This window comes from uncultured Luteimonas sp. (genome assembly GCF_947492465.1).
GTDB lineage: Bacteria > Pseudomonadota > Gammaproteobacteria > Xanthomonadales > Xanthomonadaceae > Luteimonas.
Genome location: NZ_CANLNF010000002.1, coordinates 279,974 through 294,576, shown reverse-complemented (window position 1 = coordinate 294,576; position 14,603 = coordinate 279,974). Strand labels below are relative to the sequence as shown.

Annotated in this window: 14 protein-coding genes; 6 read left to right on the top strand and 8 right to left on the bottom strand. The window is 71.6% G+C overall.

Annotated elements, in window-relative coordinates:
* Window positions 1-180: 180 nt before the first annotated feature.
* The gene (locus Q0863_RS06370; RefSeq protein ID WP_298576527.1) at window positions 181-3,777 is read left to right on the top strand and encodes an alpha-1,6-glucosidase domain-containing protein; all 3,597 of its coding nucleotides are present in this window, start codon (window positions 181-183) and stop codon (window positions 3,775-3,777) included.
* A gap of 54 nt (window positions 3,778-3,831) precedes the next feature.
* Here the strand turns inward: Q0863_RS06370 and Q0863_RS06365 are convergent, their stop codons facing one another.
* From Q0863_RS06365 to Q0863_RS06345, 5 genes are all read right to left on the bottom strand, one after another.
* The gene (locus tag Q0863_RS06365) at window positions 3,832-4,227 is read right to left on the bottom strand and encodes a YciI family protein (protein WP_298576525.1); all 396 of its coding nucleotides are present in this window, start codon (window positions 4,225-4,227) and stop codon (window positions 3,832-3,834) included.
* A 22-nt stretch (window positions 4,228-4,249) separates the two neighbouring features.
* Window positions 4,250-4,711, bottom strand: a complete 462-nt coding sequence (msrB, locus tag Q0863_RS06360; RefSeq protein ID WP_298576523.1) for a peptide-methionine (R)-S-oxide reductase MsrB — start codon at window positions 4,709-4,711, stop codon at window positions 4,250-4,252.
* 112 nt (window positions 4,712-4,823) lie between these two features.
* On the bottom strand, window positions 4,824-5,072 hold the full coding sequence (locus tag Q0863_RS06355; protein ID WP_298576522.1) for a DUF3297 family protein: 249 nt from the start codon (window positions 5,070-5,072) through the stop codon (window positions 4,824-4,826).
* Window positions 5,073-5,120: 48 nt separating this feature from the next.
* Window positions 5,121-5,405, bottom strand: a complete 285-nt coding sequence (locus Q0863_RS06350; protein WP_298576520.1) for a DUF4031 domain-containing protein — start codon at window positions 5,403-5,405, stop codon at window positions 5,121-5,123.
* A gap of 133 nt (window positions 5,406-5,538) precedes the next feature.
* Entirely contained in the window at window positions 5,539-6,105 is a 567-nt protein-coding gene (locus Q0863_RS06345) for a DUF3016 domain-containing protein (RefSeq protein WP_298576518.1), read from the bottom strand.
* 140 nt (window positions 6,106-6,245) lie between these two features.
* On the opposite strand from Q0863_RS06345, the gene Q0863_RS06340 reads away from it, so the two are divergent.
* Together Q0863_RS06340 and Q0863_RS06335 are read left to right on the top strand one after the other, a co-directional pair.
* Window positions 6,246-7,205 carry a L,D-transpeptidase gene (locus tag Q0863_RS06340; RefSeq protein ID WP_298576517.1) on the top strand — a complete coding sequence of 320 codons (960 nt, stop codon included), beginning with the start codon at window positions 6,246-6,248 and terminating at the stop codon, window positions 7,203-7,205.
* Window positions 7,206-7,215: 10 nt separating this feature from the next.
* A complete protein-coding gene (locus Q0863_RS06335; protein WP_298576515.1) occupies window positions 7,216-7,908 on the top strand; it encodes a M23 family metallopeptidase in 693 nt (230 codons plus the stop codon).
* Between the two features lie 310 nt (window positions 7,909-8,218).
* On the opposite strand, the gene Q0863_RS06330 is transcribed toward Q0863_RS06335, so the two are convergent.
* Entirely contained in the window at window positions 8,219-8,863 is a 645-nt protein-coding gene (locus Q0863_RS06330; protein ID WP_298576513.1) for an arylesterase, read from the bottom strand.
* A gap of 259 nt (window positions 8,864-9,122) precedes the next feature.
* On the opposite strand from Q0863_RS06330, the gene Q0863_RS06325 reads away from it, so the two are divergent.
* The 3 genes from Q0863_RS06325 (at window position 9,123) to Q0863_RS06315 (ending at window position 12,736) form a co-directional block, all read left to right on the top strand.
* On the top strand, window positions 9,123-9,851 hold the full coding sequence (locus Q0863_RS06325; protein WP_298576511.1) for an ABC transporter ATP-binding protein: 729 nt from the start codon (window positions 9,123-9,125) through the stop codon (window positions 9,849-9,851).
* A gap of 7 nt (window positions 9,852-9,858) precedes the next feature.
* Window positions 9,859-12,384 (top strand): FtsX-like permease family protein, encoded by a 2,526-nt coding sequence (locus Q0863_RS06320; RefSeq protein ID WP_298576509.1) that lies wholly within the window; start codon window positions 9,859-9,861, stop codon window positions 12,382-12,384.
* Between the two features lie 130 nt (window positions 12,385-12,514).
* Complete coding sequence (locus Q0863_RS06315; protein WP_298576507.1) at window positions 12,515-12,736, top strand: RNA-binding S4 domain-containing protein; 222 nt, start codon at window positions 12,515-12,517, stop codon at window positions 12,734-12,736.
* Between the two features lie 45 nt (window positions 12,737-12,781).
* Here Q0863_RS06315 and fabB read toward each other — a convergent pair whose 3' ends face one another.
* Together fabB and fabA are read right to left on the bottom strand one after the other, a co-directional pair.
* Entirely contained in the window at window positions 12,782-14,014 is a 1,233-nt protein-coding gene (gene fabB, locus Q0863_RS06310) for a beta-ketoacyl-ACP synthase I (RefSeq protein WP_298576505.1), read from the bottom strand.
* Window positions 14,011-14,520, bottom strand: a complete 510-nt coding sequence (gene fabA, locus Q0863_RS06305; RefSeq protein WP_298576504.1) for a 3-hydroxyacyl-[acyl-carrier-protein] dehydratase FabA — start codon at window positions 14,518-14,520, stop codon at window positions 14,011-14,013. The genes fabB and fabA overlap by 4 nt, the downstream gene beginning before the upstream one ends.
* Between the last annotated feature and the right edge of the window lie 83 nt (window positions 14,521-14,603).

Here is a 14,603-nt window from a genome sequence, read left to right as displayed (position 1 = left end):
AACAGACAGCGTGATGATCGCGGCCGCGCGGGTTCCGCAGCTGAATACATATGCAGGAGCCGCGCAATGCCTTGCCGTTGCCCGCTCCGCGTCGCAGAGTCGGACCAGCGCCGATTCATCGAACGCGGCAGCGCAAGCCTGCCGCGCGAAGGCGTCGACCTTCCGAACCGCGGAGCCGCCATGCGAGATCCCGTCGCCGCCTGCCTGCGCGCATTGCGCGTCCTCCTGCTGCTTGGCGTCTGTGCCGGCCTTGCGGCCTGCGACGAACCGCTGGCGGCGAACCCGCCCTCATCCGATGTGCGGCCGCTGCCGTCGCAGGCCGTTCCCGTCGATGACGAGGCCGCGTCGATCTGCGAGGCGCCGCATGCCACCGTGCTGGTCCCGGTGCCCGCCACGCCCGGCGACGGCGCACGCAGCGTGCGCGTGCACTACCACCGTCCCGATGGCGACTACGCCGGCTGGGGCCTGCACGTGTGGCAGGTGGACGGCGACGGACAGTACCTGGCCGACTATCCCGGCGTGAGCTGGAACGCGCCGCTGCCGCGCTCGGGCATCGACGGTGACGGTGCCTACTTCGATATCGACGCATCCGCGTTCGACGCGGCCGCCACCGGCTTCGGCTTCATCGTGCATCCGCCCGGACAGGCGGGCGATCCCGCCGTCGACCGGACCTGGCAGTTCGCCGATGGCGATGCGCTCTGGCTGCTGTCCGGCGACGCGACCGTGTATCCCGCCAATCCGCGGGCCGCCACCCCGGACATCGACACGGTGCGGGTGCACTACCGCCGCTACGACGGCGGCTATGCGCACTGGGGCCTGCACCTGTGGGACGGCAGCGGCATCGACGTGGCGCGCCTGACGGGGCTGGCGATCGGCGACTGGAACAATCCCGTGCCGCTCTCAGCGATGCCCAACTACGTGGCCGCGGCGGACGGCTCGGAAGTCGCCTTCGACCTGCCGGTGCTCAATCCGCGCGACGCCGCCGGCCGCACCCGCGTCGACCTCGTCCTGCACGGCGTGCCCGACAACCCCCAGGGCGGCGTGGACAACAAGGATGGCTGGACCTCCGACATCGGCATCCGCTTCGCCTCGCTGCAGGTGGCCGATGGCACCGGCCACGCCTGGCTGGTGCAGCAGGAGCCGCGCGTGTTCACCGCGCCGCCGGACCTGGGCCGCGCCTCGACCACCGATGCGCGCGCGATATGGCTGTCGCGTCGACTGCTGCAGTGGCCTCGCACCGATGCGACGGGCCGCTTCCGGCTGCATCATTCGGTGCGAGGCGGCATCGTTGCGCGCAAGGGCGAACCGGTCGCCGGCGCCGACGGTGCGCTGGCCCTGTTGGTCACGCAGGCCGTGCCGCCGGCGCTGGCGGAGCGCTTCCGCTGGGTGGGCGCGGGCGTGGTGTTGTCGGTGGCCGATGCGGACGATGCCGCGCTGGCGTCGCTGGTGCGCGGACAGCTGGTGCTGGTCCAGGAGGATGCGCAGGGCCGCGTCGTCTCCGCGACCACGACCCAGCTGCCGGGCCAGCTGGACGATCGCTATGCCGCCGCCGACGGGCTGGACGACCTGGGCGTGCGGATCGACCGCGGCCAGGCGCGGTTCCGGCTGTGGGCGCCGACCGCGCAGCGGGTGTGGCTGTGCGGGTATCGCGCGCGTGGCGGTGCTCCGGTGCTGGCGGAGATGGAGCTCGACCCGGCAACCGGAAGCTGGTCGGCCGCGCGTCGCGACCTGCGTGCGGGCGACCACTACCGCTATGCGGTGCAGGTGTTCGTGCGCGGGGTGGGCCTGGTGCGCAACCTGGTTACCGACCCCTATTCGATCAGCCTCGACGCCGATTCGCAGCGCAGCTACATCGGCGACCTGTCCTCGCCCGTGATGGCGCCGCCCGGATGGGCCCGCGACCGCACCCCGGGCGTGGTGCGCGCGCAGGAGGACATGTCGATCTACGAACTGCACGTACGCGACTTCTCGATCAACGACGCCAGCGTGCGCGCACCGCTGCGCGGCAAATACCTGGCCTTCGCCCAGTACAACAGCGACGGCATGCGCCATCTGCGGGCCCTGTCGCAGGCCGGCCTGACCGACGTGCACCTGTTGCCGGCCTTCGATTTCGCGAGCGTGCCCGAAACCGGCTGCGCGACGCCGGCCGTGCCGGAGGCGGCGCCCGATTCGGACGCGCAGCAGGCCGCGGTCGCCGCGAGTCGCGGCAGCGACTGCTTCAACTGGGGCTACGACCCCTGGCACTTCAACGCGCCCGAGGGCAGCTACGCCAGCAATGCGGACGACGGCGCGGCGCGAGTGCGCGAGTTCCGGGCGATGGTGATGGCCCTGCACGCGGTTGGCCTGCGCGTGGGCATGGACGTGGTCTACAACCACACCAGCGCCTCCGGGCAGGATCCGGAATCGGTGCTCGACCGGATCGTCCCCGGCTATTACCACCGCCTCGACGCCGAAGGCCGCATCGAGCGCTCCACCTGCTGCGAGAACACCGCCACCGAGCACCTGATGATGGGCAAGCTCATGATCGACTCGGTGAAGCTGTGGGCCACGCAGTACAACGTCGATTCGTTCCGCTTCGACCTGATGGGGCACCAGCCGCGGGCGGTGATGGAGCGCCTGCAGGCGGAAGTCGATGCCGCGGTCGGGCGTCCGGTGCAGTTGATCGGCGAAGGCTGGAACTTCGGCGAGGTCGCCAACGGTGCGCGCTTCGAGCAGGCGTCGCAGCTCTCGCTCAATGGCAGCGGCATCGGCACCTTCAGCGACCGTGCCCGCGACCATGCACGCGGCGGTTCCGGCTTCGACAGCGGCCAGGACCTGTTGCGCAGCCAGGGTTTCCTCAACGGCCTGCATTACGACGACAACGGCAGCGGCGGCAACCACCCGCGCAGCGCGCTGATGTGGTCGGCCGACATGATCCGGGTCGGGCTGGCCGGTTCGCTGCGCGGCTACCCGCTGCAGACCCACTGGGACGAGGTGCTGCGGCTAGAACAGCTCGACTACAACGGCCAGCCGGCCGGCTACGTGGTCGATCCGCAGGAAGTGGTGAACTACGTCGACAACCACGACAACCCGACCCTGTTCGACGTCAACGCCTACAAGCTGCCGCGCGGCACCAGCCGCGAGGACCGGGCGCGGGTGCAGGTGCTGGGCGCGGCGATCACCGCCTTCAGCCAGGGCGTTGCGTACTTCCACGCCGGCATCGACACGCTGCGCAGCAAGTCGCTGGATCGCAACAGCTACGACAGCGGCGACTGGTTCAACGCGCTCGACTGGACCTATCGCAGCAACAATTTCGGCGTCGGCCTGCCGATGCAGTCCGACAACGGTGCGAACTGGCCGGTGATGGCGCCGCTGCTCGCCGATCCGTCGATCCGGCCGATGCCTGCCGACATCCGCTGGGCCCGGGACGCGTTCCGCGACCTGCTGCGCATCCGCGCCAGCTCCACGCTGTTCCGCATGCGCACCGCCGACGACGTTGCGCAGCGGCTGCGCTTCCACAACACCGGCAGCCGGCAGGAACCGACCGTCCTGGCCGCCCACCTCGACGGCCGTGGCTACGCCGGCGCCGGCTTCCGCGAGATCGTCTACCTGGTCAACGTCGACAAGCGGGCGCACGCGCTGCCGATCCCCGCCGAAGCGGGCAAGTCCTACCGACTGCATCCGGTGCACCAGGCCCGCGACGCCGCGGACCGCCGCGCCGCAGGCGCGCGTTACGATCCCGCGGCCGGCACCTTCCACGTGCCCGCCCGCACCGCGGTGGCGTTCGTGGTGCCGTGAACTGACGTCGGGAGGCGGGCGCGGGGTTAGCGTCCGTCCGCGCCGCGCTGTTGCTCAGGCCGCGGCCGGGCGCCTCGGCGCGCCGACCCGCGCGCGCACCGCGTCGACATTGCGCACCGCGCGCACCTCGATGCAGCCGGTCTCGGCCCAGGGCAGCTCCTCGGCCATGCGGATCGCGTCCTCCAGGCTGTCGGCCTCGACCAGGTTGAAGCCGGCCAGCATCTCCTTGGTCTCGGCGAACGGCCCGTCCACCACGGTGACCTTGCCGGCCCGCCGGCGCACGGACTTGGCGGTAGGCGCGGGTTCCAGCTGCTGGAAACCCAGCACGGTGCCTTCGTCCTGCAGCGCGTCGGCGCGCTCCAGGCAGTGGCGCATGCGGCGGTCGTACTCGCCGTCCGGCAGTGCTTCGATCATCGAGTCGTCGACGTAGACCAGCAGCAGGTACTGCATCGGATCCTCCGTGGGTGGATGCTCAGGTGGCGGCCTGGTTGTCGCCGCGGCCCAGCGGGTCGGGCAGCGGCTCGCCGTCGTCGACGAAGCCCAGCGACACCGAATTGATGCAGTGGCGCTCGCCCGTGGGCGGCGGGCCATCCGGGAAGACGTGGCCGAGGTGGCTGCCGCAGCGCGCGCACACCTCTTCGACGCGGACCATGCCGTGGCTGTTGTCGGACACGTAGCGGATGTGCGCCGGCGCGTAGGGCGCGAAGAAGCTCGGCCAGCCGGTCCCGGAATCGAACTTGGCGGCCGAGCGGAACAGCGGCAGTCCGCACAGCCGGCAGGCATAGACGCCCTCGCGCTTGTTGTCCAGGAACACGCCGCAGAACGGCGCCTCGGTGCCGTGCGCCAGCAGCACCCGGCGTTCGGCCTCGTCCAGGCCGGCTTCGAGCGTGGCGCGCTGCGCGGGATCGGGCGGGGTCAGGTCGAATGCGGACACGGTCGGGTCCTTGCGGTATGGCCTGTGGCGAGTTTGCCAGCTTCGGGTCGCGGTGGCGTGCGCGGAGCCGATGCCACCGCGCGGTCCAGGACCGCTGCGGAAGATGCGCGCGCTACTCGGCCTGCGGCAGCAGGTACCAGGCTTCGACCTCGCCCTTGAGCTTGATCGTCAGCGGTTGGCCGCGGCGATCCAGGGCCTTGCCGGCGGCGACGCGGATCCAGCCTTCGCTGATGCAGTACTCCTCCACGTCGCGGCGCTCGACGCCCTTGAAGCGCACGCCGATGCCGCGCTCGAGCGAGGCGGCGTGGTAATGGGGGCTGCGCGGGTCGTTGCAGAGGCGGTCGGGGGGCGTCTCGGACATGTTGGGCGTGGGACTGGACGATGTGGGCCCGCGATTGTAGCGGACAGTTCAGGGCGCCTCGCCGCGTCCCTGTGCGCGGGCGCGCGCGATCACCGCGCGCACCAGCACGCGGTCGCGGTGGCGGGAGATGGGTTGCGCACCGAGCGCGATCGCCAGCTCGCGCAGTTCCGCGGTCACGTCGTAGTGCGCGCCGCTGGTCTTGTTCTGGAAGGCATGGCGAGGCATGCCTAGGCGGGCGGCGAAGGCGTGCAGCTCGTCGAGCGTGTCGGCCATCAGATGCGCCCAGCGCCGGCCGCGCCACAGGGTCACGGCGTCATCGACATAGACGGTCATGCGGCGGCGTTTCCTCGCGGGACGAATGACGCATCTTCGCGCAACGAGGCGTTCCTCGCCGTCCGCGGCCAGGGCCGGCGCCACATGCACATCCCCACGCCGTGCGCTGTTAGCCGACGGCGCGAACCTCGCTTCAGTGGCTCGCCACTTCCGACCGGCGCAGTTCGTCGCGCACCCAGCCATCGATCATGCGCTTCTCGTAGTACAGGTTGTCGCGCGCGCCTGGATTGGAACCGGTGGTGAGGAAGCCGATGTCGCGCATCTCGCGGGTGCCCTCGGCGATCAGCTGGCCGTTGGCGTCGTAATGCCTGAACTCCAGCGCCATCGACGGCGGGTAGTGGTCGCGCAGGAAGCGCACGTCCTGCAGGTGCATGCCGTGCCACGGCTCGTAGCGCCCGGCGCGCTTGATGTCGGTGATGGTCACTTCCATCCTTTCGCCCGCGGGCAACCGCTTCTGAGCCGATTCGCGCAGGTGTTCGGCCAGCTGTTCGACCCAGTTGCCCTGCGCGGCGCGCCAGCGGTTGCTGCTGAACTTCAGGTCGCTGAACTCGCCCGGATCGGTCCACTGCACCTGCACCGGACCTTCGGCCGGCAGGCTGCGCGGAGCGTCGGGATCGGTGACGTTGCGGGTCTTTGCGGTGACGGTGGCGGTCGCCAGCAGGACGACGACCAGCAGGAGCAGGCGTGCGACGCGGCTCATGGCGGGACTCCGGGGTGGACACCGCGAGTCTGCGCCGGCCGGGCTTAACCGTCCACGACCCCGGCCGTGCGCCGCGTTCACGTCGTGCAGGCAGGTGGCCACGCCATGATGCGGCCCGACCCGACGCCGGACCCATGCGCATGAGCCGACTGCCTTCGCCCCTGCTTGCCCTGCTGCTGTGCCTGGCCATCGCGCCCGCAGTCGCCGCCGACGATGCCGCGAAACTGGAACCCGACACGGTGAATACCGCGACCGGCAGCGGACCCGCCGCCCTGCTGCGCGCGCAGGTGCTGCTCGAACGCGCCCGCTTCTCTCCCGGCGAGATCGACGGCGGCGCCGGCACCAACACCAGTCGCGCCATTGCCGCCTTCCAGCGCGCGAAGGGACTGGAACCAGGCGGCGAGCTGGACGAACCGACGTGGCAGGCGCTGGCGACCGATGCCGCCCCCGCGCTCGTGACCTACACGCTCACCGCCGAGGACGTGGCCGGCCCCTTCCAGGAGATTCCCGACGACGCGATGGAGAAGGCCAAGCTTGACGCCCTCGGCCATACCTCCGTGGAAGAGGCGCTGGGGGAGAAATTCCACGCTTCGCCGGACCTGATCGCGCGCCTCAATCCGGGCAAGGCGCTCGCCGCGGGTACCGAACTGGTGGTGCCCAACGTCGCCGGCCTGCCCGAGCTGCCGGCCGCGGCGACGGTGGTGGTCGACGGCTCCGACTCGGTGCTGCGGCTGCAGGACGGCTCGGGCAAGGTCTATGCGCAGTTCCCCGCGTCGACCGGCAGCGAACACGATCCGCTCCCGGTTGGCGAATGGAAGGTGGAGGCGGTGGCTCCGGATCCTACCTTCCACTACAACCCGGACCTGTTCTGGGATGCCGATCCCGCGCACGCCAAGGCCACTTTGCCGCCGGGGCCCAACAATCCGGTGGGCAGCGTGTGGATCGACCTGTCCAAGCCGCACTACGGCATCCACGGCACGCCCGAGCCGGCCCGGATCGGCAAGACCCAGTCGCATGGCTGCATCCGCCTGACCAACTGGTCCGCGCGGGCGGTGGCCGGCGCGGTCCAGGCGGGCACCCGCGTCCTGCTGCAGGAATGAGACCGGCCCGATGCGCTGGCTGAGTGTCGCGGCGCTGCTGTTGCTGCTCGCCAATGCGGGCTGGTGGCTGCTGCGCGATGACCGGGGATGGTCCTGGCAACGGAGTCCGGTGCCGACGGTGGCCGCGCCAGACGCGCCCGTCCCCGCGACCACGCCCGACGCCGCGCCCGCGTCGGCGCCGGTGCAGTCCGCGCCCGATGCCGGAGGCGTCCTGGAGCCGGCCGACCCGGCGGCGCCGGCAGTCGCCGCGAACGATCCAGCCGCGCCGGCGAATCTGCTGGTGCCGGTGCAGGGCGTGCGCGCCCGGGATCTGGACGACACCTTCGACGATGCGCGCGGCAGCGAGCGCCGGCACGAGGCGCTGGACATCATGGCCCCCGCCGGCACGCCGGTGCTGGCGGTGGCCGATGGCCGCGTCGAAAAGCTGTTCGACAGCGAGCGCGGCGGGCTGACCATCTACCAGTTCGAACCTTCCGGCCGCTGGTGCTACTACTACGCGCACCTGCAGTCCTATGCGCCGGGCCTGTCCGAGGGCGCGGCCGTGACGCGCGGCCAGGTGATCGGCTACGTCGGCAGCAGCGGCAACGCCGATCCGGCCGCGCCGCATCTGCACTTCGCCATATTCGCGCTGACCCCGGAGCGGCAATGGTGGACCGGCACGCCGCTCAACCCGTATCCGATGCTGGGCGGCACGGTGCGCTGAGCTGCCGCGCGCCGGCGCACATGGATGTGATCGACCGACCGGTCTGCCCAGAAGGGCTGGCGCGCCGCCATGGACAAAAAGCGCAGTGATGCCTTCCGCACCGATGCCTTCCGCAGCGCGAGCCGGGTCGGCCGATGGGCCTCGGGCCGCACCTGCCTGCGCGTGCGCGACGCATGCCGCCCATGTCCGGCGTCGTTCCGCCCCGTCCACGACAACGCGCCGGTCGCGCCGGTGGCAACCCCGATAGCCGAAACGCTGGGGATCCGAAGACCGCCTTCCGAGCCGCCTTGCGATGCGCCCCGCCCCGCGTTCAGCGCGGGCCAGCGCGGTCGAGCAGCGGCTCCAGCGCCGGCCAGACGTGGTCGAGCAGCTTCTCCTGGGCCTCGACCGTCGGGTGCAGGTTGTCGTCCTGGAAGGCGTTGCGGTCGAGCGCGATCGGATCGAGCAGGAACGGCAGCAGCGCGGTGTCGAACAGTGCCGCCAGTTCGCGATAGTTGCGCTCGAAGCCGCGCGTGTAGTCCTCGCCCAGGTTGGGTGGCATGCGCATGCCGACCAGCAGCACCTTCGCGCCGACGTGCCGGGAGGCACCGATCATGCGCGCCAGGTTGCGTCGCGCCTCGCGCAGCGGCAGGCCACGCAGCCCGTCGTTGGCGCCCAGCGCGATCACCACCACGGCCGGCCGGTGGCGCAGCACCTCGCCGACGATGCGCGAGGAACCGCCCGCCGTCGTCTCGCCGCTGATGCTGGCGTTGACCACGCGCCAGCCGGGGTGTTCGCGCGCCAGCCGCTCGCCCAGCAGCGACACCCAGCCCTCGTGCGCGGCCATGCCGTAGCCGGCCGACAACGAGTCGCCCATCACCAGGACGGTGCGCGGCTGCGACGCGGTCGCCGGTGCCGGCTGGGCGAACGCGGGCAGCAGCACCAGCGCGGCCAGTAAACCGATGGCCCATTGCATCGGCCCGCGACTGCCCGCATAAGGAATGCCGGTGCGCGCCGAATCCCGCTGCGCGCGGCCGTGCGGGCGGTCTGCCCGCGTCCATGCGCCCAGGGCGTGCAGGATGCGGAAGATCGCGCCGCGCGGGCGTCGCCGGGACGTTGCCCCGGGTTGCGCCGGGGGCTGCCCGGTGTGTGTCGCGACCTGCTGCATCGACCCGATCCTCATTCGCCGCACCTGAGCTGTGCCTGCGATCCAAGATAACCAATCCGGAATGAACATGGCCGACGCCACCGCGCCCCTTGCCGCCGACCCCGCCGCCCGTGCCCAGCTGCCCGCCCTGCGCGTGCAGGGGTTGGGCAAGCGCGTGGCGCTGCCCTCCGGCCCGCTGACCATTCTCGACGGCGTCGGCTTCGAGGTCGCGCGTGGCGAGGTGGTCGCCATCGTCGGCGCCTCGGGTTCGGGCAAGAGCACCCTGCTGTCGCTGCTGGCCGGGCTGGACACGCCTTCGACCGGCAGCGTCGCACTGGACGGCGAATCGATCTCGGCGCTGGACGAGGACGGTCGCGCGCGGGTGCGCGGCGAGAAGGTCGGCTTCGTGTTCCAGAACTTCCAGCTGCTGCCCTCGCTCACCGCGCTGGAGAACGTGATGCTGCCGCTGGAACTGCGCGGCGACGCCGATGCGCAGGCGCCGGCGCGCGCGATGCTGGGCAAGGTCGGGCTCGGCGAACGCCTGGGGCACTATCCGCGGCAGCTGTCCGGCGGCGAACAGCAGCGCGTGGCGCTGGCGCGCGCCTTCGTGACCCGGCCCTCGCTGCTGTTCGCCGACGAACCCACCGGCAACCTCGATACCGGGACCGGGCAGGCGATCATCGACCTGCTGTTCGCGATGAATGCCGATGCCGGCACCACCCTGGTGTTGGTGACGCACGACGACCACCTCGCCGCGCGCTGCCACCGCACCCTGCGTCTCGACAGCGGTCGGCTCGTCGCCGACGACCGCGGCTGAGCGGCGCATGAGGACTCTTGCCCTGGCCTGGCGCCAGCTGCGCCGCGACATCAAGGCCGGCGACATCCGCATCCTGTTCGCCGCGCTGGTGCTGGCGGTGGTGGCGGTGAGCTCGGTGGGCTTCGTCACCGATCGCGCCGGCCGCGCGCTGGCGATGGAGGCCAACCGCCTGCTTGGCGGCGACGCGCTGGTGCGCGGCGATGCGCCGATCGCCGGTGTGATCGACGCCGCCGCCGATGCGCCCGGTCTGCAGCGCACGCAGACGGTCGAACTGGACAGCATGATCCGCGTCGGCGCGGGCGGCGAGGCGCAGCTGCGGCTGGGCGACCTGCGCGCGCTGGGCGAAGGCTTTCCGCTGCGCGGGACGTTCCGGATCGCCGATGGCGCGGGCGTGGAGCGCGATGCCGCCGCGGTGCCCGAGCCGGGCACGCTGTGGCTTAGCCGCGCCGGCGCCGACACGCTGGGCGCGCGCATCGGCGACAGCGTCGGCATCGGCACCCGCGAGTTCCGCTTGGCCGCGCTGGTGCTGCAGGAGCCCGACGCCTCGATCGACTACTTCAACGTCGCGCCCAAGGCCTTCCTCAACCTCGCCGACCTTGACTCCACGGGCCTGGTGCAGGAAGGCAGCCGGATCCGCTACCGGCTGGTGGTGGCCGGCGATGCCGCGGCCGTGGAGCGCTTCGCCACCGTCGCCAAGGAAAACCTCGGTCGCGGCCAGCGCATCGAGACCATCACCGACGCGCGCCCGGAAGTGCGCTCGGCGCTGGATCGTGCCGGACGCTTCCTGGGCCTCGCCGCACTGGTCTCGGTGGTGCTGGCGGCGGTCGCCGTCGCCATGGCCGCGCGCAGGCACAGCGAGCGGCACCTCTCCGGCGTGGCGGTGATGCGTTGCCTCGGCGCGCAGCAGCGCACCCTGGTGGGCATCCACGTCGGCGAGCTGCTGCTGCTCGGCCTGGTCGCCTGCAGCGTGGGCGTGGCGATCGCGTTCGCGCTGCAATGGTCGGTGGCCGGCTGGCTGGCGCAGGCCCTCAAGGTCGAGATCCCGCCGGCCAGCCTGTGGCCGGCGTTGCGCGGCTACGGGGTCGGCCTGGTGGTGCTGCTGGCCTTCGGCGCACCGCCGGTCCTGGCGCTGCGGCGCGTGCCCGCGCTGCGGGTGCTGCGCCGCGACCTGGATGGTGTCGAGCCGTCCGCGTGGATCGTCGCCCTGGCCGGGTTCGGCGGACTGGCCGCATTGCTGTGGTGGCAGGCCGGTTCGGCCACGCTGGCCACGGCGATGCTGGTCGGCATCGTGGCGACGCTGGCGGTGCTGGCGTTGATGGCCTGGGGCCTGATCCTGCTGGTGCGGCGCCTGCGCACGCGGCTGCGCGGCGCGCTGCGCTATGGCCTGGCCAACGTCAGCCGTCGTGCGGGGACGTCGATCGCCCAGGTCAGCGCGCTGGGCCTGGGGCTGATGGCGCTGCTGCTGTTGACCTTCGTGCGCACCGACCTGCTCGACCGCTGGCAGCTCGCGCTGGCGCAGGATGCGCCAAACCGCTTCATCATCAACGTGCAGTCCGACCAGATCGATCCGGTGCGCGCGTTCATCGCCGAACGCGGGGTTGCCGAACCGGTGCTGTTCCCGATGGTCCGGGCGCGCCTGGTCGAACGCAATGGCGAACCGGCGAGCGGCGCCGACTACGTCGGCCGCAGCGGCGACGAGGACGAGGATCGCCAGGCGCAGCGGCGCGCCGAACGCGAGTTCAACCTGTCGATGGCCGACGCGCTGCGCGAGGACAACAAGGTCACCGCGGGGACCTTCTGGACCGCCGTGCCGGCGACGCCGGAACTGTCGGTGGAGGAAAACTTCGCCAAGGGGCTGGGCTGGGAGATCGGCGACCGCATCGCCTTCGATATCGCCGGGCAGCGTTTCGAGGCGCCGATCACCAGCCTGCGCAGCGTGGAGTGGGAGAGCTTCCAGCCCAACTTCTTCGTGCTGGCCTCGCCCGGCGCGCTCGACGGTTATCCGGCCAGCCACATCACCGCGGTGCAGGTGCCCGCCTCGCAGCCGCGCTTCACCGCCGAGCTGGTGCAGCGCTTCCCCAACCTGTCGGTGATCGACGTCGATGCGGTGCTGGCGCAGGTGCGCTCCACCGCCGACCAGGTCTCGACCGTGGTGCAGGTGGTGTTCTGGTTCTCGCTGCTGGCCGGCGTGCTGGTGCTGCTGGCGGCGGTGAGCGCCAGCCAGGACGAACGCCTGCTCGAGGGCGGGGTCATGCGCGCGCTGGGCGGTCGCCGCGCGCAGCTGCGCATGGCGCAGGTGTCCGAGTTCGCCGCGATCGGGCTGCTGTCGGGACTGGTGGCGGCGATCGCCGCCTCGGTATTGTCGGGCGTGATCGCGGTGCAGGTGTTCGACCTGCCGTGGCGGGCCAACTGGTCGCTGGCGCTGGTCGGCGGCGCGCTCGGCATGGCGATGACGGTGCTGGCGGGCCTGTTCGCCACGCGGCGGGTGCTGGACGCGCCGCCGTCGGCGACGCTGCGCGAGCTGCAGGGCTAGGCAGGACGCGCGGCTGCGCTTGCTGGCGTCGTCGTCGACGGGCGCGCGCCCGCGCCAGGGCCGGACGGGCTGCCTGCGGGACAATGGAGATCGGGCCGCCACACGGCGGCCCACGGACCGGGAGAAGTGCGTGCGCGAGATCGGATTCCAGCTCGAAGGCGGGTTCGTCGAACTCAACCAGCTGCTCAAGCTGTGCGACCTGGTCGACAGCGGCGGCGCCGGCAAGGCGCTGGTGGCCAGCGGCGCGGTGCGCGTGGATGGCGCGGTGGAATTGCGCAAGACCTGCAAGATCCGCGCGGGACAGGCGGTGGAGGTCGGCGACGCGCGGATCGTGGTGACCGGCGAGGGCTGACGGCCGGCGTTCCGGCCGTCGTTGCGCCACGGCGATCGCCGTGGCTCAGTCGCCCCAGCGGCGCAGCACCAGACTCGCGTTGGTGCCGCCGAAGCCGAAGCTGTTGGACAGCGCGGTGCGCAGCGGCGCGTCGCGGCTCTCGCGCACCAGCGGCAGGTCGGCCGCTTCCGGATCCACGTTGTCGACGTTGATCGAGCCGGCGATGAAGCCGCGCTGCAGCATCAGCAGGCAGAAGATCGCCTCGTGCACGCTGGTCGCGCCCAGCGGATGGCCGGTGAGCGACTTGGTCGAGGAGAACGGCGGCACCGCGTCGCCGAACACCGCCCGCATCGCCCGCAGCTCGGCGACATCGCCGACCGGGGTCGAGGTGCCGTGCGTGTTGACGTAGTCGATGCCCCCGTCCAGGCCTTCGATGGCCAGCCGCATGCAGGCGATGGCGCCGTCGCCCGAGGGCGCGACCATGTCCTCGCCGTCGGAGCTGGCGCCAAAGCCCACCAGTTCGCCCAGGATCGTGGCGCCGCGCGCCTGCGCGTGCTCGAGGCTCTCGAGCACCAGCGCGCCGCCGCCGCCGGCGATGACGAAGCCGTCGCGGTCGATGTCGTAGGGGCGCGAGGCGCGTTCGGGCGTGTCGTTGTACTTCGTGGACAGCGCGCCCATGCCGTCGAACAGCATGGCCATGCCCCAGCTGGATTCCTCGCCGCCGCCGGCGAACACCACGTCCTGCAGCCCTGCCTGGATCTGCTGCGCGGCCACGCCGATGCAGTGCGCCGAGGTCGCGCAGGCCGAGGAAATCGAATAGTTCAGGCCCTTGATGCCGAACGCCGTGGCCAGGCAGGCCGATACGGTCGAACTCATCGTGCGGGTGACCTGGTAGGGGCCAATGCGGCGGATGCCGCGCTCGCGCAGGGTGTCGGCCGATTCGATCTGGTTGGTCGGCGAACCGCCGCCCGAGCCCATGATCAGGCCGGTGCGCGGATTGGACACCTGCGCCTCGTCCAGCCCGGACTGCGCGATCGCATCGCGCAGCGCCAGGTAGGCGTAGGCCGCCGCGTCGCCCATGAAGCGGCGCAGCTTGCGGTCGATGAGCGCCTCCAGGTCGACCTGGGGCATGCCGGACACCTGGCTGCGCAGGCCCTTGTCGGCGAAGCCTTGGTCGAAACGGATGCCCGAGCGCCCTTCGCGCAGCGCGCTGGCGACGGTCTCCAGGTCGTTGCCCAGGCACGAGACGATGCCCGCCCCGGTGATCACCACGCGGCGGGGGCCAAGCGCCAGGCTCATGCCGCGCCTTCCCGCTGGAACAGGCCCACGCGCAGGTCGCTGGCGGTGTAGATCTCGGCGCCATCGCAGTACATGCGCGCATCGGCGACGGCCAGGATCAGCTTGCGCTTGATGACGCGCTTGATGTCGATCTCGTAGCGCACCAGCTTCGCCTCCGGACCGACCTCGCCGGTGAACTTCACCTCGCCGGCGCCAAGCGCGCGGCCGCGGCCGGGCAGTTTCTGCCAGGTCAGGTAGAAGCCCACCAGCTGCCACATCGCATCCAGGCCCAGGCAGCCGGGCATCACCGGATCGCCGCTGAAGTGGCACTGGAAGAACCACAGGTCCGGGCGGATGTCGAGTTCGGCCTCGACCCGGCCCAGGCCGTGGGCGCCGCCGTCGTCGTCGATGTGGGTGATGCGGTCGAACATCAGCATCGGCGGCAGCGGCAGGCGGCCCGCGTCGGGGCCGAACAGGCTGCCCTCGCCGGAGGCGATGAGCTGCTCGTAGGTAAAGGAATCCTTCATCTGGACGGACGACTCGTCTTGCGCGGGACAATCCCGCAAGTATCGCGGAAAAGCGCGCCGGCCGGGCAGCCCGCGTGGCCGGC

What these genes read in the sequence shown, in the direction of transcription:
- Q0863_RS06340 (WP_298576517.1), top strand. Translation starts at nt 6,246, where the DNA reads ATGAGCCGACTGCCTTCGCCCCTGCTTGCCCTGCTGCTGTGCCTGGCC.
- Q0863_RS06355 (WP_298576522.1), bottom strand. Translation starts at nt 5,072, where the DNA reads ATGTCCGAGACGCCCCCCGACCGCCTCTGCAACGACCCGCGCAGCCCC.
- Q0863_RS06320 (WP_298576509.1), top strand. Translation starts at nt 9,859, where the DNA reads ATGAGGACTCTTGCCCTGGCCTGGCGCCAGCTGCGCCGCGACATCAAG.
- Q0863_RS06335 (WP_298576515.1), top strand. Translation starts at nt 7,216, where the DNA reads ATGCGCTGGCTGAGTGTCGCGGCGCTGCTGTTGCTGCTCGCCAATGCG.
- Q0863_RS06325 (WP_298576511.1), top strand. Translation starts at nt 9,123, where the DNA reads ATGGCCGACGCCACCGCGCCCCTTGCCGCCGACCCCGCCGCCCGTGCC.
- fabB (WP_298576505.1), bottom strand. Translation starts at nt 14,014, where the DNA reads ATGAGCCTGGCGCTTGGCCCCCGCCGCGTGGTGATCACCGGGGCGGGC.
- Q0863_RS06345 (WP_298576518.1), bottom strand. Translation starts at nt 6,105, where the DNA reads ATGAGCCGCGTCGCACGCCTGCTCCTGCTGGTCGTCGTCCTGCTGGCG.
- Q0863_RS06365 (WP_298576525.1), bottom strand. Translation starts at nt 4,227, where the DNA reads ATGCAGTACCTGCTGCTGGTCTACGTCGACGACTCGATGATCGAAGCA.
- Q0863_RS06370 (WP_298576527.1), top strand. Translation starts at nt 181, where the DNA reads ATGCGAGATCCCGTCGCCGCCTGCCTGCGCGCATTGCGCGTCCTCCTG.
- Q0863_RS06350 (WP_298576520.1), bottom strand. Translation starts at nt 5,405, where the DNA reads ATGACCGTCTATGTCGATGACGCCGTGACCCTGTGGCGCGGCCGGCGC.
- fabA (WP_298576504.1), bottom strand. Translation starts at nt 14,520, where the DNA reads ATGAAGGATTCCTTTACCTACGAGCAGCTCATCGCCTCCGGCGAGGGC.
- Q0863_RS06330 (WP_298576513.1), bottom strand. Translation starts at nt 8,863, where the DNA reads ATGCAATGGGCCATCGGTTTACTGGCCGCGCTGGTGCTGCTGCCCGCG.